Source organism: Burkholderia sp. IDO3 (assembly GCF_003366075.1).
GTDB lineage: Bacteria > Pseudomonadota > Gammaproteobacteria > Burkholderiales > Burkholderiaceae > Burkholderia > Burkholderia anthina.
The window spans coordinates 160,584-181,622 of the sequence record NZ_CP028962.1 but is presented as its reverse complement, the minus strand read 5'-3'; the positions used below and the strand labels follow the sequence as shown (position 1 = coordinate 181,622).

Genomic DNA, 21,039 nt, shown 5'->3' with positions numbered 1-21,039 from the left:
CAGGTTCAGCCCCCGAAGCAATCCGCTTCGGGATTCTCAAGCTCAAGGGCTAGCTCCCGGCGAGTTCAGTAGTGCGTAACAGTAGAAGAAAAGGAGTAAGGAAATGGCAATTCCGGCCTATATGTGGCTCAAGGACGACGGCGGCGCCGACATCAAGGGTTCGGTGACGGTTCAGGACCGCGAAGGCAGCGTCGAACTCGTTGCGTTCGACCACGGCGTGCATATCCCGACCGACGGCAACACCGGCAAGCTGACAGGCACGCGCGTCCACAAGCCGATCACGTTGACGAAGGAAACCGACGCGTCGACGCCGTACCTGTACAAGGCCGTGACGAGCGGCCAGACGCTCAAGTCGGTCGAGATCAAGTGGTACAAGATCGACGACGCGGGCAAGGAGAAGGAGTACTTCAACACGAAGCTCGACAACGTGAAGATCGTCGCCGTGAATCCGGTCATGCATGACATCAAGAACCCGGACTACGAGAAGCACAACCACCTCGAAAACGTGGAGCTTCGCTACGAAACGATCACCTGGTCGTACAAGGACGGCAACATTATCCACAAGGACACCTGGAACGAGCGGTCCTGATCCTTGCCGATGGTCGAACCGCCGGCTCCGCGAGCGGTTCTTTTGCCAGCCTGACCGGTTCAGGCTGGTCTTCCTGTCCTAGACACCGGGCCCGGCCAACGGCCGCTCCTCGCCTCCTCCCTCTTCAGACATCGACATGACTCCGCGCGACACGACCCACCTGCTCCGTCGACTCAATCCACACTGCGCGAAGGCGCTCGAAGCGGCCGTGAGCTTATGCCAGACGCGTCTCGCCGACGAGATCACCGTCGAGCACTGGCTGCTGAAACTGATCGAAGCCGGGGACGGAGACATCCCTGCAATTCTGGGGCATTACGGTATCGACATCGACACCGTCTGGGATGCGCTGCTCGCCTCGATCGAGCACCTTCCACGCAACCTTCGCGGCAAACCGGCCCTCTCTCCGCAACTGGCAACCATGCTGCAAGACGCATGGCTCCATGCAGCGTCCGAGACCGACGACGCGACCATCCGATCCGGCGATCTGCTGCAGGCGATCGTCGATCGGCCCCATGTATTGCGTGCACAAAACGCCTGGCCGCTGCTGTCCGTCAGCAGCACGCAGATCCAGCGCGTCCTGCCGCGACTTGCCCATCGTTCGTGCGAGAGCTTGCGTCCGGAGGATATCGACGCCGGAGCGGATGACCACCCGATCGCTCCTGTAGCCGATCAGACGCCCGCATCGGCCTCGCCCGTCGCGGCAGCAACGCTCGCACCCCGGCACACCACCGACGGCAACGCCCTTTCCCGTTTCACGATCGACCTGACGGACAAGGCTCGACGCGGCGCCATCGATCCGGTGTTCGGCCGCGATCGCGAAATCCAGCAGATGGTCGACGTGCTCGCGCGTCGGCGCAAGAACAATCCGATTCTCGTCGGCGAACCGGGCGTCGGCAAGACCGCGCTCGTCGAAGGCCTCGCGCTGCGTGTCGCCGAGGCAAGCGTCCCGAACGTGATTCGTGACGTGCGCATCCTGACGCTCGATTTGGGCCTGCTGCAGGCCGGCGCCGGCGTGAAGGGGGAATTCGAGCAGCGCTTGAAGAACGTCATCGACGAGGTCCAGTCTTCGCCCGAGCCGATCCTGCTCTTCATCGACGAGGCGCACACACTGATCGGCGCGGGCAACGCCGCCGGCGGTGCGGACGCTGCCAACCTGCTCAAGCCGGCGCTCGCACGTGGCGAACTGCGTACGATCGCGGCAACGACCTGGTCGGAGTACAAGGAATTCTTCGAGCGCGACGCCGCGCTCGAGCGTCGCTTCCAGATCATCAAGGTCGACGAACCCGACGACAATGCGGCGTGCCTGATGTTGCGGGGCCTGAAGAGCCGCTATGCGGAATATCACAACGTGCACATTCGGGATGATGCGCTCATCGCGGCAGTGAAGCTCTCGCGACGCTATATCCCCGCGCGGCAACTGCCGGACAAGGCCGTCGACCTGATCGATACCGCTGCCGCACGGGTGCGAATGGGACTCGAATCGCCGCCCGCGGAACTGCAGCGCGCGCGTGCCGCGGTCTCCGCTCTCGAACTCGAACAGGCGACGCTCGACGCGGACGCGCGGGCCGGTATCGATGACGTTGCGCCTCGGCGCGCGACGCTGGAGAGCGCATTGTCCGAGGCGCGGAACATCCTGACGGGCTTGCAGGCGCGCCATGCCGGCGAACTCGAGCTGGTGCGCCTCGTTCACCAGTATCGCGCCGAAATCGCCGAAGACCGCTCGGCGACCCGCCACGGCCAGCTCGACGATATCAAACGCCGACTGGCCGACCGGCAAGGCAAGGCGCCGTTGATCTCTGTCGATGTCGATGCGGCGGCCATCGGACGTGTCGTTGCGGAATGGACGGGTGTGCCGGTCGGCAACCTCGTCGACGACGAACTACTGAGCCTGCTGAATCTCGAACAGCAACTGGCCCGGCGCGTGGTCGCACAAGACGACGCACTGGCTGCGCTCGCCGAGAGCCTGCGCACCGCGAAGGCTGGCCTCAAGAATGAACATGCGCCACTCGGTGTCTTTCTGCTCGCAGGACCATCGGGTGTCGGCAAGACCGAAACGGCGCTGGCCCTGGCCGACCTGCTGTTCGGCGGCGAGGCTGCGCTCACGACGATCAACATGTCGGAATATCAGGAAGCACACACGGTGTCGCAACTTAAAGGTTCGCCACCCGGTTATGTCGGCTACGGCCGCGGAGGCATCCTGACCGAAGCCGTGCGGCAGCGGCCGTACGGCATCGTGCTGCTCGATGAAGTCGAAAAGGCTCACCGCGACGTGCTCGACATGTTCTATCAGGTGTTCGACCGCGGCATGATGCGCGACGGCGAAGGGCGCGAGATCGATTTCCGCAATTGCGTGATCCTGATGACGTCCAATCTCGGCAGCGCACGGATTGACGAGATGACCGCCGACGATCCCGAGATTTCTCACGCGACGTTGCTCGAGTCGATCCACCCGCAGCTTGTGGCGCACTTCCAGCCCGCGCTGCTCGCGCGCTTCCAGCCGCTCGTCTATCGGCCGCTCGACGCCGCCGCGCTCGCGTCGATCGTACGGCTCAAGCTGTCGAAGGTCGCCGACCGCCTGCGCCGGCAACACGGCGTCGAGCTGGCGTGCGACGAGTCGTTGATCGACGCGATGGCCGAGCTTTGCCTCGCGCGCGAGTCCGGTGCGCGCAATGTCGATGCGTTCCTCGATCAGCGAATCCTGCCGAGCGTGTCGCGCGAACTGCTTGCGCGCATGACCACCTGTGCCCCACCGGAGAAGATCGTGCTGTCGAGTTCGGCCGAGGGGAACCTGACGATCGATTTTGTCGATCGGCACATCACCGCAGATTACTCGAACCAGACATCTTCCCTACCTCAATGATGGCCAAACCCACTCCACCACGGTTCAACGTCAAGGACACCATATGGAAGTGATTGCGTTGCTTTTGTTGCTTGGATGGCTGTATTGCACGTTCAACCTGATACACATTCCCTACACAATTTTCCGCATGTGGCGCGAGCCTCCGAAGATCTGGTGCTTCCTGTCGTGGGGACGATTACTTCGCTATGCATTCGTCTATGCCGTTACCGCTCCGCTTCCGCTCCTCCTGACAATCGCGATTGCTGGGGCTGGCGTCAGCGGTAGCAACGCTGGCGGCCTGGAATCAATCATTTGGCTTGCATGGGCGGCGCTCTGGCTCTTCCTGGCCGTGGCAGCGGTTGCGTTGCTGATCGCATGCCTTCGGCCGCTGCTCGACCGCGTTTTGGGCCGTCTAAACAGGACCGAATGTGGAAATTGAACAACATCGGAACTGCGACACAATGAACGCCAGCCCCTCGCTTTACGACGTCCTGCTCGGCCGGATCGGCGGTGAGCCGCTTGACGTTCACGACGACCGGACACTCGAGTGCATGAGCGTCCAGCAAAATGTGCAGCGCATCCTGAACTCGCGTGCCGGCGCGCTGAAACACCTGCCGGACTATGGTCTGCCGGATCTGACGAACATCTACAAGGCGCTGCCCGCATCAGCCCACATGCTCAAGCAGCAGATGGAGGCGACGCTCCTGAAATATGAGCCTCGCATCCGCTCCATCGACGTCGACATCCTCGAAAATGATGATCCTGGCGTGCTGGTGAGTTTCGAGATGACGTGTCATTTGAAGAAGGCCGGGCTCGTGCGGTTCGGGACGTACTTCGAGCCGCCCGGGCGCATGTGGGTGAAACGCAGGATTTCGGGGCATGGTTAAAGTGCTCCCGGAAGTCCGGGCCCTGGATTCGTCGCTGGCCAATCCCGGTCGGTCAATACCCACGCCACATGCCGGCTGCCTGCGTCACGCGGGTGCCGCGTGCTCTCGCATCAGCCCTGCCAGCGCCTCCGCCAACGGCGTCTCACCATAAACCCGCTCCGACACGCCGGCCTCCACGTCGATCTGCCCCGCGTTGTGCACGTCGTAGAGATCGACGATCAACTGCGCATGGCGTTCGCCGAGCCCCGCGCGCAGCAGCGTTGCGGTCCATGCGTCGCGCGGCAGTTCGCGTGCGACGATCTCGCGCCCGGCCGCCGCGCCGAGTGTTGCCGCGATATCCCGCACGCTCGCGCGCCGCTGCCCTTCGATGCTGACGATGCGCGGTCCGTTGCCCGGTTGCGCCGGATCGAGCAGCAGCCGCGCCGCCGCGACACCCACGTCGGGCGCCCACACCGTCGGAAACATCTTGTCGACCGGATGATGAAAGCTCGGCAACACGCCGGTGCCGAGCGCGACCGGCAGCACGCGTGCCCAGTTCTGCAGGTGTTCGGCCGCGCGCAGCAGCGTGAGCCGGGTCGGCACCGTTTTCAGCTTCTCTTCCATACGATGAAAGAGCCGCGTGATGCCGGTGTTGCCGTCGCGCTCCGCGCCGTAGTCCGACAGCGCGAGCAGTAGCGGCGGCGGGTTCGCGACGAGCGCGCCGGTCGCGATGTCGATCGTCCGCTCCATTGTCACGGCCGGGTCGCTGTCCGCGACGGGCACCGGACACAGTATCTGCACCGCTTGCGCGCCCGCGATCGCCGCGGCGACCGCCGGGGCATCCGTCAAATCGGCGAGCACGACGTCGCAGCCGAGCTGCGCGAAGCGTTCGCGGTGGCGTGCGTCGTGCAGCACCGCGCGCACGGGGTGCCCTGCGCGGCGCAGGGTCGTTACAGTCGACAGGCCGACGTTGCCTGATGCACCAAAAATCACGAACACGATCCGCTCCCGGGGGATGAAGGTGAGGTGATTGTCGGCACGCGCGGCCGCGATGGCGCGCAGGGATGGATAAAACGGAACAGGAAAGGATGACGGATCAGGCGGCTGTCGGGTTCGTCCGCTGCATGGCCGGCGCAGTCATTGTCGAACAAACCGATTTTTGCCGGCATGCCCATGCCCGACGGCCAGCGGATTCCCCGGCCGCCGGCCCGCGCGGCGCACCCGCCTGCCGCCGCGGTTGCTCAACGGTTCCCACCGTCATGCGCAAGCCTCAGCCCGCCCCGCGCTCCCGACCGCGCGATCTCCGTCGGCGTCGCCCCCAGCACGCGATTCATCCAGTTCGCCATGTGGCTCTGATGCGCAAAGCCGGCTTCGAGCGCGATCTGGCTGATGCTCAGCCGCCCTTCGAGCAGCAACGCCTTCGCGCGCTCGACGCGCCGCCGCACCACGTACTGGTGCACCGGCATCCCGAGCGTCTCGCGAAACAGCACCTTGAAATGCGGCACGCTGATCGACACGAGCGCCGCGAGCTCGGCGAGCGTCATGCGCCGCTCGAGATTCGCCTCGACATAGTCGATCACGCGCGCCGCCGCCTTCGGCGCGAGCGTGCGCCGACGCTCGCGGAACGCCGGCTGGCTGTCGGCCAGCCGCGCGACGAGCGCCGTGCACAGGCTTTCCGCATAGAGCGGATCCGACGCATCCTCCGCTTCGAGTTCGGCGGCCATCGCCCACGCGATGTGCTGCAGGCGCGGATCGCGCACCTGCAACCGGCGACGGATCTGCGCCTGCGACGGCTTCAGTTCGAGCTGCTCGAACGTGCGCCGCACGAACGTGTCGCTGAGCGCGATGTGCAGGATCCGGCAGTCCGCGCTGTCGGTCCACTGGCCCGGCAGGCCGGCCGGAATCACGTCGACGTCGCCATGCGCCTGGATGCGCGACACGCGCTCGCCGTCGCACACGCAATCCGCGCGAACCGCCGGACCGATATGCACGCCGATGCGGTGATGATCGGCGGCGGGAATCCGGTACGTGCCCGCGCGGATCTCCAGCAGCGCCGCGCCGAAGCCGCGCCAGCCCAGGCCGCGGCTGGAACGCAGGCTGACCGGCACGCCGTTGTCCGTGGGCGCGGCGAGAATCGGATCGCTCATGGTGTCCCTCCACCCGATCGGTGTCGATCGCGCATTGTGACGCTTTTTCGGGACGCTTGCCGGGCCTGGCCGGCCATTCCCGCGCATTGCGGAAAAAGATCATCCGTTTCTGCTCCGGCCCATCCTTGCGTGCGCGCCAGCGGGTGCGGCGACGCCTACGATCGCCTCATCCGACACCTACGGAGCCCGTCATGTCCGATTGCTGCCCGCCTCGCACGGCGTTCGCCGCGCCGCCGTCCGGCGCCGCCCGCGTTGCGTCCCCGCCCCGTTCCGACTCCCGCTTCGGCAGCCTCCGAACCGCGATTGCCGCACAATGCCTGCGCCTGCTCGGCTGGTACCGGCTCGAACGGCTGCTCGCATCGATTCCCGACAGCAACGACGACTTCGGGATCGGCTGACGCGCCACACGCCCGGCGCGCGCCGATCGCCTACTTGCGCCGCCGCTCCTGCGGCGCCGCCGTCGCGCCGTCGATCACCGGTGCGCCCTGCTTGATCAGGAAGTCGCGGAACAGCCCCGTCACCTGCGAGATCCGCCGGTCGGCGAGCGTGATCACGTACCACTCGCGCACGATCGGGTTGCCGGGAAACGGCAGTTGCCCGAGCAGCCCCGCGCGCAGTTCGAGTGCACACGCGTGCAACGACAGGAATGCGATGCCGAGCCCGGCCTCCGCCATCTGCTTGATCGCCTCGTTGCTCGACAGTTCGGAGCCCACATGGAAGCGGTAGCCGGCCGTCTTGAACAGGCTCTCGACGGTGGAACGCGTGCCGGCGCCACGTTCGCGCACGAGCAGGTGCGCGGATTCGAGGTCCTTCAGCACGACGCGCTTGCGCTGCATCAGCGGATGCCCCGGCGCCGCGACGAACACCATCGGATGCTTCGCGAATTCGACCGCGTGCGTGCGCAGCTCCTTCGGCGCGCTGCCCATCACCGCGAGATCGATTTCATGGGTGGCGAGCATCCGGATGATGTCGTCGCGATTGCCGACCTTGAAATAGGTCTTCACGTGCGGCCGCGTGGCGGTGAATTTCACCAGCAGCGGCGGGATCAGGTACTCGGCCGTCGTGATCGCGCCGATCCGCAGCGTGCCGCCGAGATCGCCCGTCAGCGCGGCCACTTCGTCGCCGGCCTCGCTCCACAGATGCAGGATCTCGCGCGCATAGCGCGACACGATCTCCCCGGCCGCGGTCAGTTGCACGCCGCGCCCCACCCGTTGCAGCACCGCGGCGCCCACGGCCTCCTCGAGCAGGCGAACCTGCAGCGATACCGCCGGCTGCGTGAGGTTCAGCTCCTCGGCCGCGCGCGACACGCTGCCGAGCCGCGCAATCATGTCCAGCGCCTTCAGCTGCCGGAACGTCGCGGTCTTTCCTATAAGTGAATACATATGAGTCGCTTATAAACATTAAATTGTTCGAGTGGGTTCGAAACTATATCGTCGGTTCTTGAGCAATGTCATCCGAATCGTCATCAGCGGGAGCCACAACATGGACAACATCACGCCTACCCTTGCAACGGATCGCGCACCGCGCGTGCCGCGCATCGTGATCGTCGGCGGCGGCGCCGGCGGCCTGCACCTCGCCACGCGCCTCGGCGACACGATCGGGCGCCGCGGGCAAGCCGACGTCGTGCTCGTCGACCGCTACCCGACGCACTTCTGGAAGCCGCTGCTGCACGAAGCCGCGTCCGGCCATCGCGATCCGGCATCGCACACGATCGAATACGCGGCGCAGGCGAAGCGCCACGGCTTCCGCTTCGTGCAGGGCGCGCTGCAGCAGGTCGACCGCGCGGCCCGCACGGCGACGATCGCCGCCGTGCACGATGCGGACGGCACGGAAATCCTGCCGCAGCGCGAACTCGACTACGACGATCTCGTGCTGGCCGTCGGCAGCGTGACGAACTTCTTCAACGTGCCGGGCGCCGCGCGCCACGCGTTGCCGCTCGAAAACCTCGACCAGGCCGAGGATTTCCGCCGCAAGTTCCTCGCCGCGTGCACGAAGGCGAATCACCTGGCCGAGCAGCAGCCCGCGCGGCGCGCGGCGCCGATCTGCATCAACGTGATCGGTGCGGGCGCCACCGGCGTCGAGCTGGCCGCGGCGCTGCGGCACGCGGTCCAGCAGCTGACGACGTATCGCTTCAAGGCGCTGGTGTCCGCGCGCGACGTGCACATCCGGCTGATCGAAGGCGGCCCGCGCATCCTGCCCGCGCTCGACGCGCGGTTGTCCGGCAAGATGCACGCGCAGTTGTGCACGCTGAGCGTCGACGTGCTGACGGATACGCGCGTCGCGGAAGTCGGCGCGAACGCGGTCACGACCGCGACCGGCGAGCGCCTCGCGAGCGACATCACGATCTGGGCGGCCGGCGTCGCGGGCCCCGCGATCCTGCGGGAACTCGGCGACATCGCGCTCAACCGGTCGAACCAGGTGCTCGTGACCGACACGCTGCAGACGCCCGACGATCCGCACGTGTATGCGTTCGGCGACTGCGCCGCGTGTCCGTCGGCCGATGCGGACGGGTTCCTGCCGCCGCGCGCGCAGGTCGCGCACCAGCAGGCCGTGTATCTCGGCGAAGCACTCGTGCGGCGCCATGCCGGCAAGCCGGTGACGGGCTTCACGTTCCGCGACGCCGGTACGGTCGTGTCGCTCGGGCAGGCGGGCGCGGTGTACCAGGGCGACCTCGGCGTGCGCTCGCGCTCGCTGATCGTCGACGGGCTCGCTGCGATCGGCCTGTACAAGTTCCTGTATCGCAAGCACCTGTTCAGCGTGTACGGGTTGAAGCGCGCGCTGTTCCAGTCGCTGAGCCACTGGCTGCAAAGCCGCAACCAGCCGTCGATCAAGCTGCATTGATCGCGCGCACACGCGCACGGCACATGACGGCGTATCGGGTTCATCGCCCGGTATGCCGTTTTTTTACATGCACACAACCGGTGCATTCGAATCGGGCACGCGTTTGGTGCATCACATTGAAGCCCGTCGATACGATGCCATTCACGCGCAGGGCCCGCATCGCGCGCATCCCGCGCCGGCGCTGGCCTGCCGCTCGATTCATTAGTCGAATCGTATGAGTCGCATATAAATATTAATTGGTCGCATATTCCGGGTGGACGCTAAGGTATGCGGCATTCCCGTCCGCGAACGGATCTTCACGTCTCAGGAGAAGAATCACCGTGGTCATCGAAGCTATCGTCACCCGTCTCGACGCCGCATTCGCACAGATCGAAGCGACCCCGGATTCGCACGAATCGCGCAACCAGCGCGATGCGATCATCCAGTGGCTCGACAGCGCATCGGAGCAAGGCTATCGACTCGGTCTCGTCACGACGCTGCCGGCCGACCGGCTCAGCGACATGTTCGAAGGCCAGTTCGGCCGCGCGAACCTCGACCGCTTCTCGGTCGTCGTGAGCGACGCAAACCAGCAGGACTCCAGAGCAAATCAGCATCCGTTCGACGTCGCGCTGCAGGCGCTCGGCGTGCCGCCGGAACGTGCGGTCGCCGTCGCGAGCAGCGAACCGGAACGCCGCGAAGCCGAAGTCTTCGGCCTGTCGCGCTGCGTGCGCATCACCGACACGGTGCGGTCGATCGCGTCGGCAGGCGTGCACTGACCTGAGCACCTGCACACGGGCCGGCAACCGCCGGCCGGTCGCATCCCGTCGGCATGCCGACGATTGCCCGACCGAATCCTGACATTTTGCTGTCAAAGTCGCTTGCGACACTTCCGGGCTTGACCGATTCCTCCCGGAACCGCGACGGCGCGCATCCGCGCCGTCCCGCCCGCTTCAAGCCACGATGACACGCCCTTCCCGCACCGCCTCCGCCGTCGCCCTTGCCTGCCTGCTGCTTGCCGCGTGCGGCGGCGAGACGTCGAATCCGCCCGCCACGTCGACCGACAACAGCGGCACGCCGACCGAACCGCAGCCGACGCCCACGCCCACGCCGACACCCGCGACCTACTACCAGACGAAGACGCCGTATCGTCCGCAGCAGGACGCGGCCACCTACGAAGCGCCGCCGGCCGGCTACACGCCGGTCTATGCGGAACTCGTCGCGCGGCACGGCTCGCGCGGGCTGTCGGGCTTCAAGTACGACGGCGCGATCTATTCGATGCTGGTCAAGGCCGAGGCCGACGGCGCGCTGACCGCGCTCGGCGCGCAACTGAAAGCCGACACGTACGCGATGATGAAGGCCAACGCGCTGCTCGGCTATGGCGTACAGGGAATCTCGACGCCCGGCTACGGCAATCTCACGCAAACCGGCATCCGCGAGCACCAGCAACTCGCCGCGCGTCTCGCGCAGCGGCTGCCGGCGCTGTTCTCGTCGGGCGGCCGGCAGATCGTCGTCGTCAACTCGGGGCAGGACCGCGCGGTCGACAGCTCGACCTACTTCTCGGCCGCGCTCGTCGCCGCGCAACCGGCACTGGCCGCCGCGATCACGCTGCCGGCCGCGCCGGCCGGCTATCCCGCGAGCGCGCCGGTCGCGCAGCCCGCCGGCACCAATCGCTTCCTGCTGTATTTCCACTCGCTGAAGCCGGCCACCGATCTCGTGACCGATACGTCCGATCCGTACTACGCGACCTATCAGGCGAGCCAGGCATACCAGGCCTATTCGAGCGATGCGACGGTGGCCGACAAGCTCAAGACGATCAAGGCGGATCCGCAGGTCGCGCAAGTCGCGCAGACGGTGTTGTCCGCGCTCGTGTCGCAGGCGTTCGTCGCGAAGCTCGGCACGGACGGCTACACGTTCGCGAACACGGGCACCTACGCGTTCACGTCGTCGGACGGCAAGTTCACCAATACGCTGAAGGGCGACGGCAAGACGAAGATCGCGTCGGCCGTCGACGCCGTGAACGTGCTGTACAACCTGCTGCAGGTCGCACCGGCCATGACGGCCGAAACGGGCGGCGTCACGATGGAGCGATACATCGGCGCGGAGCAGGCGCAGACGCTCGCATACCTGCAGGACGCCGAGGACTATTACCAGAAGGGGCCCGGCATCCAGGAAGCGAATCCGGTCACGTACCGGATGGCGAAGGTGTTGCAGGACGACTTCTTCAACGAAGTCGACGCGATCGCGCGCGGCGACCTGACGCGTGCCGCGAAGCTGCGCTTCACGCATGCGGAGATCGTGATTCCGTTTGCGTCGATCATGAACCTGAAGAACGTGTTCGTGCCGACGCCGCAGGCGCAGACCTACACGTATGCGAACAACCCGTGGCGCGGCGACCAGGTGTCGCCGATGGCCGCGAACATGCAGTGGGACGTGTATCGCAACGGCTCGCGGCTCATCGTGAAGATGCTGTACAACGAGCGCGAGACGGATTTCCAGGCGGCGTGCGACGGCGCGAAGATCGCACCGGCGAGCCACTTCTACGACTACGCGGGGCTGAAGCGCTGTTACGGATATCCGTGATGCGCGGCGGCGCGTCGTCAGTCCACCGCGTAATCGAGATCATGCCAGCGCTTCGCGGATTTCCCGCCGGAGCCGAGATGACCGGCGGGGAAGCGCATCACGGCGATCGCATGAAGCGCCTTCTCGTCGAGCGCCGCGTCGCCGCAACTGTGCCTGACCTTGAGATCGCGGACACGCCCGTGCTCGTCGAGCCAGACTCGCACGATCACGCGCCGTCGCGACGACGCGCTCTGCACACCGCGTGACAACAGGCGATCCATCAGCGACATGATGTGCTCCGCATCCGTTCGATGCCGCGACGCGCGGCGCGTATGCCTCAATGTACGGTCTCGGCGCCCGTGCGTGCCACCCGCGTGGCCGTCGACTTCGCGGCGGCTTGCTGCTTCGGGTCGGCCTTGCCCGCATGCTGCACCTTCCGGGCCTTCGCGGCAACGGCAGCCGCCGGCGCCTTTGACGCGGGCTTCGCGTCGGCGTGCGCGGCGGCCGGCGCGGTCGATTGCGAACCAGCGGGCCGCTGCGCCGGCTTCGCCGCGGCCGGGCGGCGCGTTGCAACGGGTGCCTGCTTGACCTGCCGCGAGTACGCCTTCACGTCCTGGTCGCTCATCCAGGACTCCGTATAGGCCGCCGACGCAGGGTACGAGAGATTGAAATAGGCGACCGACGCCACGAGAAATGCACGAACATGCGTGCGACGATTCGATGCGGTAATGACGAATGCTCCTTGCGATCTGGCTTGACGCCCGATGTCGGCGTCGTCGTGGCGGCACAGTAAAGGAGCGCGTTGCGCATCGCAAGCATCGAACCGGCGATTCAAACGATTCTTAACGTTTCACGCGCGATCCGCCGCGCATCGCGGTCACGCGCGGTGTTCGGCGGCCTCGTTCACGTCGGCCACCTCGACCGCATCCTCTTCCCCGTCGCCCTTTCGCTCGACGCTCCATGTATGAATCGGCCGGTGTCCGGGCCGCTCCCACTCGGGCGGCATCCACAGATGGCGGATCCGCTGCGCGAGCGGCCCCGGCGCGAACACGTCGCGCCACATGTCGACGAACTCGTGAAGGTTCAGCACCAGGAAGTTGTACGAACGGATCTGCTGCGTGATGCCGTAGTCGACCGGCTCCGTTTCCTTGACGTACGTGCCGAACATCCGGTCGAAGACGATCAGCACGCCGCCGTAGTTCCTGTCGATGTAGCGCGGATTGCGACCGTGGTGCGCGCGATGATTCGACGGCGTGTCGAACACGTATTCGAACCAGCGCGGCAGCCGCCCGATCGCTTCGGTATGCACGAAGTACTGGTATGCGAGATCGACGGCGAGCAGGAACAGCACGACCGCAGGCGGAATGCCGAGCCACACCGGCGGCAGATAGAACACGAACACGCCGACGAACGCATTCAGCAGCGACTGCCGCATCGCGGTCGTGAAGTTCATCACTTCGCCGCTGTGATGCGGCACGTGCGCGGCCCAGAACCAGCGCACGCGATGCGACGTGCGATGGAACCAGTAGTAGCAGAACTCGACGACGACGAAGATCGGCACGATCGTGAAGCCGTTCACCGGCACGTCGAACAGGCGATGCCGATACACCCAGGCGAAGATCGCGCCGGTGAACAGGATCCCCATCACGGTCTCCGCGACCTGATAGCCGGCGCCGAGCGACAGGTTCGCGACGATCTCCTTCCAGCGAAACTGCTCGCGCCGGCCGCGCTTCGTTGCAATCGCGAACTCGATCATGAACGCGACCAGGAACACCGGCGTCATGCCGATCAGCAGCACCTGTTTCCAGTCCACGTCGTGGCCCATGAACGCATGCAGCCACGTCATCCACTCTGCCGGCATATCGATCGCCTCTGTCGGGAATTGACGGCCAGTATGGTCGTGCACGGGTCGGCCCGCGTTGACACTTGCGGACGATTCTTTGACACTTTCCGCCATGCCCGCCGCCTCCCCGCTACCGACGCAGCGCGTCTACTACTCGAGCACCTATGTCCGGCTGCTGTTCGACTATCTGTCGGAGCAAGGGCGCGACGCGGCGCGCGTGCTCGGCGAAGCGCGGCCGCCGGAGGACGATCGCGGGCTCACGCTGTACGCGAGCGCGCACTGGCGACGCCTGCTCGAACGCGCCGCCGATGCGCTCGGCGATCCGCTGCTCGGGCTGCATGTCGGCCAGCGGATCTCGCCCGCGCATCTGGGCGCGCTCGGCTATGCGCTGCATGCGTGCCGCGACGCCGGCGCGGCGCTCGCGCGCTGGCAGCAATACGAACACCTGATCGCGAACGTCGCGCGCATGGAAGTGCGCGTCGAAGCGGCGTCGGTCGCGATCGAATGGCACGATGCGCCCGAACCGCTCGGCGCGCTCGTCGACGAAGTGGCGCTCACCGCGATCGTCCAGTTCGCGCGGAACATCACCGGCACGCGCGACAGCCCGGCCGAAGTGTGCTTCGTGCATCCGCCGCCCGTCGACACGCAGCCTTACGCCGACTACTTCGGCTGCCCGGTGCGGTTCGGACAGCCGGTCAACCGGCTCGCGTTTCCGTTGCACCTGCTCGCGCAGCCGCTGCGCCAGCCCGACGATGCGCTGCTGCAGATGATGGAACGGCAGGCGGGCGCGCTGCTCGCGGAGCTGCGGCAGACCGACGATCTCGAACAGTCGGTGCGCGAGGCCGTCGCGCGGCTGCTCACGCGCGGCGAAGTGAGCATCGAACAGGTCGCATCCGACATGCACGTGTCGTCGCGCACGCTGCATCGGCGGCTCGCCGAACTCGGGCTCAATTTCCGGACGCTGCGCGAAGACACGCGGCGGCGGCTCGCGATCGACTACCTGAACGATCCGCGCCTGACGCTCGCGGAAGTCGCGTGGCTGCTCGGCTATTCGGAACACAGCGCGCTGACGCGCGCGTTTCGCCGCTGGACGGGCGAATCGCCGCAACAGTGGCGCAGCCGCCAACCGACACGCGCCGCGAACGTCGCGCGTGGATGAAGCCGCGTCGCCGACGACGCGGAAAGACAGGGGCGGATGGCGCGGAGATCCCCGAACTCGGCCTGCCCGGCGATGTCGAACGAACATCGCCGGAGATTCAAATGAAACGCACCGCCCCGCTCATCGCCCTGATCCTGCTCGCCGCGGCCAGCTTACCGGCCGCCGCCGATACCGGCGCGGACCATGCCGCCCCACCGGTTGCCCGGCCAGCGGGGAATTGCGTGCCGTCCTCCAGCTCCCGCGCCACGTCGAAAGCCCCGCCGATTCGCGTGTGCGTCGGCGATTCCGATACGCAACTGAACCTGCCCTGGTTTCTGACCGACGTTCTGACCGCAGTGGACACGCGCCAGTCGCCGCGCGACCTGCTCCACAAGATGCGCGACGACTTCTGACGCGCGGCCGGCCCGACGTGCGAATCGGCACGTCCGCCGCCCTCGGGTAACGCCTGACCCTGAAAAAGAAACCCGCGCGACGCGGGTGGGACGACGTTCGCGGCAGATCGACGGTCAATTCCGATGCCGGCCGCGCTACGCGAATATCTCCTGATCGGAGTCAATTACAAAATGACGCCTTTTTTGATTAGCAATATTTTTCAATCGCGCGTCGCATCTTATACTTGCCGCGCACCATCCTCGTGCCAAGAGAAGGTGTTTTCTGTCCCGGCCGCACCATGATGCGGTCGGGGGTTTTTTCCGGTACGTGGCTTCAATATACATGCATAGCCAATGTATGTTCCGAAGAAACGCCTCGAATCCCGCGACGCTGTCGCAACGCCGCATCCCGCGGTGATCGAATTCGCGGATGGCTCGGGTGCGGTGGCAACGCTATCGCAGCGGGAACACGACGCGCTCGAACCCGACGTCGACGAATACGTGACGAGCAAGCGCCATACGGTCGTCGCGCGACGCTGGCGGCTTCATCCAGCCGACGCGACACGCACCGCGTGGCGAATCGCGCGACGGCTTCCCGCCACCTGATGCCATCGGCACGTACTCCGGCGGGAACCGCACGACAGCGCTAAAATCCGCCGCCTGGGCATCCACGACGAGCAAGCGTTTTGACGGAGTTCGAGCAGGGTTTCATCCTCACCCGCCACTGGCGGGACACCGCGTCCGGCATCGAGATCGAGTTCTGGCTGGCAACCGAACACGGCCCGCGCCGCGTGCGGCTGCGCCCGCAGGAAGCCGTCGCGTTCGTGCCGGTCGAGCAGCAGGCGCTCGCCGAACGCGCGCTGGCCGGTGAACGCGACGCCGAGCTGCGCCCGCTCGCGCTGCGCGATTTCCGTCAGCGCCCGGTCGTCGGCCTCTACTGCCGGCGCTACCGTCATCTGTCCGGGCTCCAGAAGCGCCTCGCCGCGGCCGGCGTCGACGTCTACGAAGCCGACGTGCAGCCGCCCGACCGCTACATGATGGAGCGCTTCATCACGGCGCCCGTGCAGTTTCGCGGCGTGCCCGGCCGCGACGGCACGCTGGCCGACGGCGAACTGAAAAGCGCGACCGGCTATCGTCCGGCGCTGCGCTGCGTGTCGCTCGACATCGAAACGAGCGTCCACGGCGAGCTGTATTCGATCGCGCTCGAAGGCTGCGGACAGCGGCAGGTCTACATGCTCGGGCCGCCGAACGGCGACGCGCCCGCGCCCTCGCTCGACTTCCGGCTCGACTACTGCGACAGCCGGCCCGAGCTGCTCGCGCGGCTCAACGCGTGGTTCGACGAACACGATCCCGATGCGGTGATCGGCTGGAATCTCGTGCAGTTCGACCTGCGCATCCTGCACGCACACGCGGAGCAGTACGGCGTGCCGCTGAAACTCGGCCGCGGCGGCAGCGTGCTCGACTGGCGCGCGCACGGCCAGCAGCCCGACCACTTCTTCGCGGGCGCGGCGGGCCGGCTGATCCTCGACGGCATCGACATGCTGAAATCGGCGACGTGGACGTTCCCGTCGTTCAGCCTCGAATACGTGTCGCAGTCGCTGCTCGGCGAAGGCAAGTCGATCGACAATCCGTACCAGCGGATGGACGAGATCCAGCGCCGCTTCGATCACGACAAGCCCGCGCTCGCGCGCTACAACCTGAAGGACTGCGAGCTCGTCACGCGCATCTTCGACAAGGCCGACCTGCTGTCCTTCGCGCTCGAACGCGCGACGGTCACGGGGCTCGCGGCCGATCGCACCGGCGGCTCGGTCGCGGCGTTCACGCACCTGTACCTGCCGCGCATGCACCGGCTCGGCTACGTCGCGCCGAACCTCGGCGACGTGACGGGGCAGAACAGCCCCGGCGGCTTCGTGATGGATTCGCGGCCCGGCCTGTACGACTCGGTGCTCGTGTTCGACTACAAGAGCCTGTATCCGTCGATCATCCGCACGTTCCTGATCGATCCGGCCGGGCTGATCGAAGGGCTCGCGCAGCCGGGCGACGACACCTCCGTGCCCGGTTTTCTCGGCGCGCGCTTCTCGCGCACCGCGCATTGCCTGCCCGACATCGTGCGGCGCGTATCGGAAGGCCGCGACGAAGCGAAGCGGCAGCGCAACGCACCGCTGTCGCAGGCGCTGAAGATCATCATGAACTCGTTCTACGGCGTGCTCGGCTCGACCGGCTGCCGGTTCTTCGATCCACGCCTCGCGTCGTCGATCACGATGCGCGGCCACGAGATCATGCATCGCACGCGCGATCTGATCGAAGCTCAGGGATACGAAGTGATCTATGGCGACACCGATTCGACGTTCGTGTGGCTCGGCCGCGCGCACGACGACGACGAAGCCGCCGGCAAGGGCCGCGCGCTGGTCGAGCACGTGAACCGCTGGTGGCGCGCGCACCTGCACGATCGCTTCGGGCTGGAGAGCGCGCTGGAACTGCAGTACGAGCGGCATTACCGCCGCTTCCTGATGCCGACCGTGCGCGGTGCGGAGGAAGGCAGCAAGAAGCGCTATGCGGGCCTCGCGCTCGCGGCCGACGGCGGCGAAGACCTCGTGTTCAAGGGGCTCGAAACGGTGCGCACCGACTGGACGCCGCTCGCGCAGGCATTCCAGCGCGAACTCTACCGGCGCGTGTTCAAGCGCGAGCCGTACCAGGACTTCGTGCGCGACTACGTGCGCCGCACGCTCGCCGGGGAATTCGACGCGCAACTGATCTATCGCAAGCGCGTACGCCGGCCGTTGAGCGAATATCAACGCAACGTGCCGCCGCACGTGCGCGCGGCGCGGATCGCCGACGAATTCAACCAGGCGCGCGGCCGGCCGCTCCAGTATCAGCGCGGCGGCTGGATCAGCTATGTGATGACGACGGCCGGCCCCGAACCGCTCGAGACGATGCGCTCGCCGATCGACTACGCGTTCTACGTGAGCCGCCAGCTGCAGCCGGTCGCCGATGCGATCCTGCCGTTTTTGCGGGACGATTTCGAACGCGTGATTTCGGGGCAGGGGCAACTGTTCGGCGACTGACCCGGCCGCATCGCGAGGCCCCGTCCCGTCACACGGTTGCGCTCGCAACCGCTTCTCGCCCGCCATGCCCTTCATGACGGCACATCCGCGCCGATCGGCATTCATGCCGGCTCTTGCGCCGAGCGATAAGTAAAACCGATCGACCCGGTCAGAAATCCGACTTGGACGCCGCGCACGCCGCAGCGCACAATTTCGTCCATCGCAATCGAACGAAACCCTGATCCTTCGCAACCGAGTTTTCGTGGTGCCCGCGGCCATCGACGTGGCGTCGCCATGCGCTTGAATCAAAAGGAAAAGGCGCGCACGCCGTGCTTGAAATACCTGCAACACACCTCCTTTTCGTGCGGTCTCCTACTCCCGCACACCCCACCGCCCTCCGCCACGGCGCATGCCGCAAACCGGCACCGCACGACATGACGCGCGGCACGCCGCCTCCGACGCCGTAACCCAGCCGCAGCAACGCTCTTCGCCTGTCTCGCCCAAGGAAACCGACGTGTCGCAAACCACCGTCGCGCCGCTACGGCCGCGCGATCCATTCTCTATCGATCCGAGAAAGCTCCTTTTCTCGATCAGCACTTTTATCGCCGCCGCGCTTGTGCTGCTGATCTCGTTTACCGTCAGCTTTCCGCGCCCGTGGTGGGCGTTGCTGACCGTGTACGTGACCGCGCAGCCGATGGCCGGCGCATTCCGCCCGAAGGTCATCTACCGGCTCGCGGGCATCGCGACCGGCGCGGTGGTGACGGTCGTGGTCGCGCCCAACCTGCAGAACTCGCCGGCCCTGCTGGTGCTGTGTCTCGCGCTGTGGATCGGCTTCTGCATCTATCTCGCGGTGCTGGACCGCACGCCGCGCGCGTTCCTGTTCCAGATGGCCGCGTTCAGTTCGGCCGTGATCTGCTTCCCGTATCTCGACGATCCGACCAACATCTTCATCACCGCGGTGTCGCGCGTCGAGGAAATGACGGTGGCGATCCTGTGCGTGACGATCACGCACATGCTGCTGAAGCCCGCGAACAGCCGGCCGGTGATTCACGAGCGCGCGCTGTCGTTTCTGGGCGACGCGTGCCGCTGGACGGTCGACGCCTTCGGTACGCAGCACACACGGCTCGAACACGAGCATCGCCGCAAGCTCGCGGCCGACGTGACCGAGCTCGGGATGATCGCGACGACGCTGCCGTTCGACCAGCGCTTCGCGCTCGCGACGCGCGATACGGTCACCGCGCTGCAACACCGCCTCGCCGCGCTGCTGTCGATCGCATCGGCCGCCGCGAACCGGCTCGACCAGTTGCGCGCGCTGAACGCGGTCGATGCGGACACCGCCGCGCTGGTCGATGCCGTGGTCGAGGATCTGAAGGCGTCGCAGGAAGTCGGCGAAGCGCTCGACGTCGGCCTCGCCGCGCGCTGCCGCACGCTGGCGGCCGAGCGCCTGCTCGATCCGACCTGGACGTCGCTGCTCGCCGCGAACCTGTTCGACCGCACCGCCGATTTCATCGACACGCTGCACGCCGCGCGCGGACTCGTGCGGACCTTCGCGGAAAGCGATGCCGAGCTGGAACGCCATCTGCCGCCCGTCGACGGCACGCAGCGCTTCCGGCTCGCGCGCGACCACGGGCTCGCGCTGCTCGCGGGCGCCGCGACAGCCACCGCGATCGTCATCTACTGCGCGGTGTGGATCCTGCTCGCGTGGCCAAACGGTTCGGCCACCGCCGCGTTCGCCGCGCTCGTCACCTGCTCGTTCGCGGCGCAGGACGATCCCGCGCCGGTGATCGGCCGCTACCTGATGTCGACGCTCGTCACCTTTCCGCTCGCCGCGCTGTATCTGTTCGTGATCCTGCCACGTGTCGACGGCGCCGGAATGCTGATCCTGACGCTCGCGCCGGCCTTCGTCTGGATGGGCTACATCCAGGCCGATCCCGCGCGCACCGCGCGCGCGCTTCCGATGTTCTCCTGCTTCATCGTCGCCATGGGCTTTCTCGATCGTTTCCAGGCCGACTTCGCGCTGTTCCTCAATACGGGGCTCGCACAGGTCGGCGGCATCGTCACGACGCTGGTCGTGACCAAACTCTTCCGCTCGGCCAGCACGCGCTGGACCGCGTACCGGATCGTGCGTCAGAACTGGGCCGATCTCGCGCAGATGGCCGACCCGCACCGGCCGCTCGACGCGCCCGCGTGGACCGCGCGCGCGGTCGACCGGCTCGGCCAGGTGGCCGCGCGCATGGCATTCGCGAACCCGGGCGACGCGCTGCATGCCGTCGACGGGCTGAGCGACCTGCGCATCGGCCGCAACATCATCCAGGTACGCGAAGGCCTCGACAAAGGCGATGCGCAGACGCGCATCGCGATCGAAGCCGCGCTCGAAGCGGTGTCGAACCTGTACCGCGCACGCGCCGACGCGCATCACCCGATTCCGGCGACGGCGGCGCTGATGCGCACGCTGAACCGCGCGATCGGCGCCGCCGCGCGCAACGCCACCGGCCGCGACGACGCCACGCTGCTCGCGCTGGTCGGCATGCGCTGCAACCTGTTCCCGCATGTCCAACTCGTCGAAGGAGCGACGCGATGATCGAAGAGATCCACATTTTCGGCATCTACATGCCGTCCGCACTCGCATGGGCCGTCGTCGCGCTGGCCGTCACGTTCCTGCTGCGCGGCGTGCTGCTGCGCCTGCCGCTGCGCGTGCTGCTGTGGCAACCGGCACTCCTCGAGCTGGCGACGTTCTTCGTGCTGTGGTGGGGCATCGCCCGTCTCGCCGACGCCTGTTTCCCGTATCGCCTCCTTTCCTGA

At 66.6% G+C, this 21,039-nt stretch carries 20 protein-coding genes; 14 read left to right on the top strand and 6 right to left on the bottom strand.

All coding sequences use genetic code 11. The features are described from left to right. Positions 1 to 103 precede the first annotated feature (103 nt). The 4 genes from DCN14_RS00835 (at position 104) to tssE (ending at position 4,315) form a co-directional block, all read left to right on the top strand. Entirely contained in the window at positions 104 to 589 is a 486-nt protein-coding gene (locus DCN14_RS00835; protein WP_006494514.1) for an Hcp family type VI secretion system effector, read from the top strand. A 136-nt stretch (positions 590 to 725) separates the two neighbouring features. After that, the gene (gene tssH / locus DCN14_RS00830) at positions 726 to 3,449 is read left to right on the top strand and encodes a type VI secretion system ATPase TssH (RefSeq protein ID WP_096500825.1); all 2,724 of its coding nucleotides are present in this window, start codon (positions 726 to 728) and stop codon (positions 3,447 to 3,449) included. A 43-nt stretch (positions 3,450 to 3,492) separates the two neighbouring features. After that, on the top strand, positions 3,493 to 3,867 hold the full coding sequence (locus DCN14_RS00825) for a hypothetical protein (protein ID WP_096500827.1): 375 nt from the start codon (positions 3,493 to 3,495) through the stop codon (positions 3,865 to 3,867). A gap of 22 nt (positions 3,868 to 3,889) precedes the next feature. Further along, positions 3,890 to 4,315 carry a type VI secretion system baseplate subunit TssE gene (gene tssE / locus DCN14_RS00820; RefSeq protein WP_096500829.1) on the top strand — a complete coding sequence of 142 codons (426 nt, stop codon included), beginning with the start codon at positions 3,890 to 3,892 and terminating at the stop codon, positions 4,313 to 4,315. Between the two features lie 84 nt (positions 4,316 to 4,399). Here tssE and DCN14_RS00815 read toward each other — a convergent pair whose 3' ends face one another. Both DCN14_RS00815 and DCN14_RS00810 read right to left on the bottom strand, forming a co-directional pair. After that, the gene (locus tag DCN14_RS00815) at positions 4,400 to 5,293 is read right to left on the bottom strand and encodes an NAD(P)H-binding protein (protein ID WP_096500831.1); all 894 of its coding nucleotides are present in this window, start codon (positions 5,291 to 5,293) and stop codon (positions 4,400 to 4,402) included. 242 nt (positions 5,294 to 5,535) lie between these two features. After that, entirely contained in the window at positions 5,536 to 6,441 is a 906-nt protein-coding gene (locus DCN14_RS00810) for an AraC family transcriptional regulator (RefSeq protein ID WP_096500833.1), read from the bottom strand. A 191-nt stretch (positions 6,442 to 6,632) separates the two neighbouring features. Here DCN14_RS00810 and DCN14_RS00805 point away from each other — a divergent pair, with 191 nt between their 5' ends. Continuing rightward, the gene (locus tag DCN14_RS00805; RefSeq protein WP_096500835.1) at positions 6,633 to 6,839 is read left to right on the top strand and encodes a hypothetical protein; all 207 of its coding nucleotides are present in this window, start codon (positions 6,633 to 6,635) and stop codon (positions 6,837 to 6,839) included. A 30-nt stretch (positions 6,840 to 6,869) separates the two neighbouring features. Here the strand turns inward: DCN14_RS00805 and DCN14_RS00800 are convergent, their stop codons facing one another. After that, a complete protein-coding gene (locus DCN14_RS00800; RefSeq protein ID WP_096500837.1) occupies positions 6,870 to 7,823 on the bottom strand; it encodes a LysR family transcriptional regulator in 954 nt (317 codons plus the stop codon). Between the two features lie 100 nt (positions 7,824 to 7,923). On the opposite strand from DCN14_RS00800, the gene DCN14_RS00795 reads away from it, so the two are divergent. From DCN14_RS00795 to DCN14_RS00785, 3 genes are all read left to right on the top strand, one after another. After that, positions 7,924 to 9,282 (top strand): NAD(P)/FAD-dependent oxidoreductase, encoded by a 1,359-nt coding sequence (locus DCN14_RS00795; protein WP_096500839.1) that lies wholly within the window; start codon positions 7,924 to 7,926, stop codon positions 9,280 to 9,282. A 320-nt stretch (positions 9,283 to 9,602) separates the two neighbouring features. Further along, a complete protein-coding gene (locus DCN14_RS00790; protein ID WP_096500841.1) occupies positions 9,603 to 10,037 on the top strand; it encodes a phosphatase in 435 nt (144 codons plus the stop codon). Positions 10,038 to 10,221: 184 nt separating this feature from the next. After that, on the top strand, positions 10,222 to 11,841 hold the full coding sequence (locus DCN14_RS00785) for a histidine-type phosphatase (protein ID WP_096500843.1): 1,620 nt from the start codon (positions 10,222 to 10,224) through the stop codon (positions 11,839 to 11,841). 17 nt (positions 11,842 to 11,858) lie between these two features. Here the strand turns inward: DCN14_RS00785 and DCN14_RS00780 are convergent, their stop codons facing one another. The 3 genes from DCN14_RS00780 to DCN14_RS00770 form a co-directional block, all read right to left on the bottom strand. Further along, positions 11,859 to 12,110 (bottom strand): energy transducer TonB, encoded by a 252-nt coding sequence (locus DCN14_RS00780; RefSeq protein ID WP_096500845.1) that lies wholly within the window; start codon positions 12,108 to 12,110, stop codon positions 11,859 to 11,861. Between the two features lie 47 nt (positions 12,111 to 12,157). Beyond that, entirely contained in the window at positions 12,158 to 12,445 is a 288-nt protein-coding gene (locus DCN14_RS00775; RefSeq protein ID WP_096501048.1) for a transcriptional regulator, read from the bottom strand. Positions 12,446 to 12,697: 252 nt separating this feature from the next. Then, positions 12,698 to 13,681: a sterol desaturase family protein gene (locus DCN14_RS00770; protein ID WP_096500847.1), complete on the bottom strand. Its 984-nt coding sequence runs from the start codon at positions 13,679 to 13,681 to the stop codon at positions 12,698 to 12,700. 94 nt (positions 13,682 to 13,775) lie between these two features. On the opposite strand from DCN14_RS00770, the gene DCN14_RS00765 reads away from it, so the two are divergent. From DCN14_RS00765 to DCN14_RS00740, 6 genes are all read left to right on the top strand, one after another. Continuing rightward, positions 13,776 to 14,822 (top strand): AraC family transcriptional regulator, encoded by a 1,047-nt coding sequence (locus DCN14_RS00765; protein WP_096500849.1) that lies wholly within the window; start codon positions 13,776 to 13,778, stop codon positions 14,820 to 14,822. 101 nt (positions 14,823 to 14,923) lie between these two features. Further along, positions 14,924 to 15,214, top strand: coding sequence for a hypothetical protein (locus tag DCN14_RS00760; RefSeq protein ID WP_096500851.1), 291 nt, complete (start codon positions 14,924 to 14,926; stop codon positions 15,212 to 15,214). Between the two features lie 333 nt (positions 15,215 to 15,547). Then, positions 15,548 to 15,799 carry a hypothetical protein gene (locus DCN14_RS00755; protein ID WP_240327226.1) on the top strand — a complete coding sequence of 84 codons (252 nt, stop codon included), beginning with the start codon at positions 15,548 to 15,550 and terminating at the stop codon, positions 15,797 to 15,799. Between the two features lie 80 nt (positions 15,800 to 15,879). Further along, on the top strand, positions 15,880 to 18,258 hold the full coding sequence (locus tag DCN14_RS00750; RefSeq protein WP_096500853.1) for a DNA polymerase II: 2,379 nt from the start codon (positions 15,880 to 15,882) through the stop codon (positions 18,256 to 18,258). Between the two features lie 493 nt (positions 18,259 to 18,751). Then, positions 18,752 to 20,818, top strand: coding sequence for an FUSC family protein (locus DCN14_RS00745; RefSeq protein ID WP_096500855.1), 2,067 nt, complete (start codon positions 18,752 to 18,754; stop codon positions 20,816 to 20,818). Beyond that, positions 20,815 to 21,039 carry a DUF1656 domain-containing protein gene (locus tag DCN14_RS00740; protein ID WP_096500857.1) on the top strand — a complete coding sequence of 75 codons (225 nt, stop codon included), beginning with the start codon at positions 20,815 to 20,817 and terminating at the stop codon, positions 21,037 to 21,039. Before DCN14_RS00745 ends, DCN14_RS00740 begins: the two co-directional genes overlap by 4 nt.

Coding starts and splice junctions, on each gene's coding strand:
- DCN14_RS00835 (WP_006494514.1), top strand. CDS start 104: ATGGCAATTCCGGCCTATATGTGGCTCAAGGACGACGGCGGCGCCGAC.
- tssH (WP_096500825.1), top strand. CDS start 726: ATGACTCCGCGCGACACGACCCACCTGCTCCGTCGACTCAATCCACAC.
- DCN14_RS00825 (WP_096500827.1), top strand. CDS start 3,493: ATGGAAGTGATTGCGTTGCTTTTGTTGCTTGGATGGCTGTATTGCACG.
- tssE (WP_096500829.1), top strand. CDS start 3,890: ATGAACGCCAGCCCCTCGCTTTACGACGTCCTGCTCGGCCGGATCGGC.
- DCN14_RS00810 (WP_096500833.1), bottom strand. CDS start 6,441: ATGAGCGATCCGATTCTCGCCGCGCCCACGGACAACGGCGTGCCGGTC.
- DCN14_RS00805 (WP_096500835.1), top strand. CDS start 6,633: ATGTCCGATTGCTGCCCGCCTCGCACGGCGTTCGCCGCGCCGCCGTCC.
- DCN14_RS00800 (WP_096500837.1), bottom strand. CDS start 7,823: ATGTATTCACTTATAGGAAAGACCGCGACGTTCCGGCAGCTGAAGGCG.
- DCN14_RS00795 (WP_096500839.1), top strand. CDS start 7,924: ATGGACAACATCACGCCTACCCTTGCAACGGATCGCGCACCGCGCGTG.
- DCN14_RS00785 (WP_096500843.1), top strand. CDS start 10,222: ATGACACGCCCTTCCCGCACCGCCTCCGCCGTCGCCCTTGCCTGCCTG.
- DCN14_RS00780 (WP_096500845.1), bottom strand. CDS start 12,110: ATGTCGCTGATGGATCGCCTGTTGTCACGCGGTGTGCAGAGCGCGTCG.
- DCN14_RS00775 (WP_096501048.1), bottom strand. CDS start 12,445: ATGAGCGACCAGGACGTGAAGGCGTACTCGCGGCAGGTCAAGCAGGCA.
- DCN14_RS00770 (WP_096500847.1), bottom strand. CDS start 13,681: ATGCCGGCAGAGTGGATGACGTGGCTGCATGCGTTCATGGGCCACGAC.
- DCN14_RS00765 (WP_096500849.1), top strand. CDS start 13,776: ATGCCCGCCGCCTCCCCGCTACCGACGCAGCGCGTCTACTACTCGAGC.
- DCN14_RS00760 (WP_096500851.1), top strand. CDS start 14,924: ATGAAACGCACCGCCCCGCTCATCGCCCTGATCCTGCTCGCCGCGGCC.
- DCN14_RS00755 (WP_240327226.1), top strand. CDS start 15,548: ATGTATGTTCCGAAGAAACGCCTCGAATCCCGCGACGCTGTCGCAACG.
- DCN14_RS00740 (WP_096500857.1), top strand. CDS start 20,815: ATGATCGAAGAGATCCACATTTTCGGCATCTACATGCCGTCCGCACTC.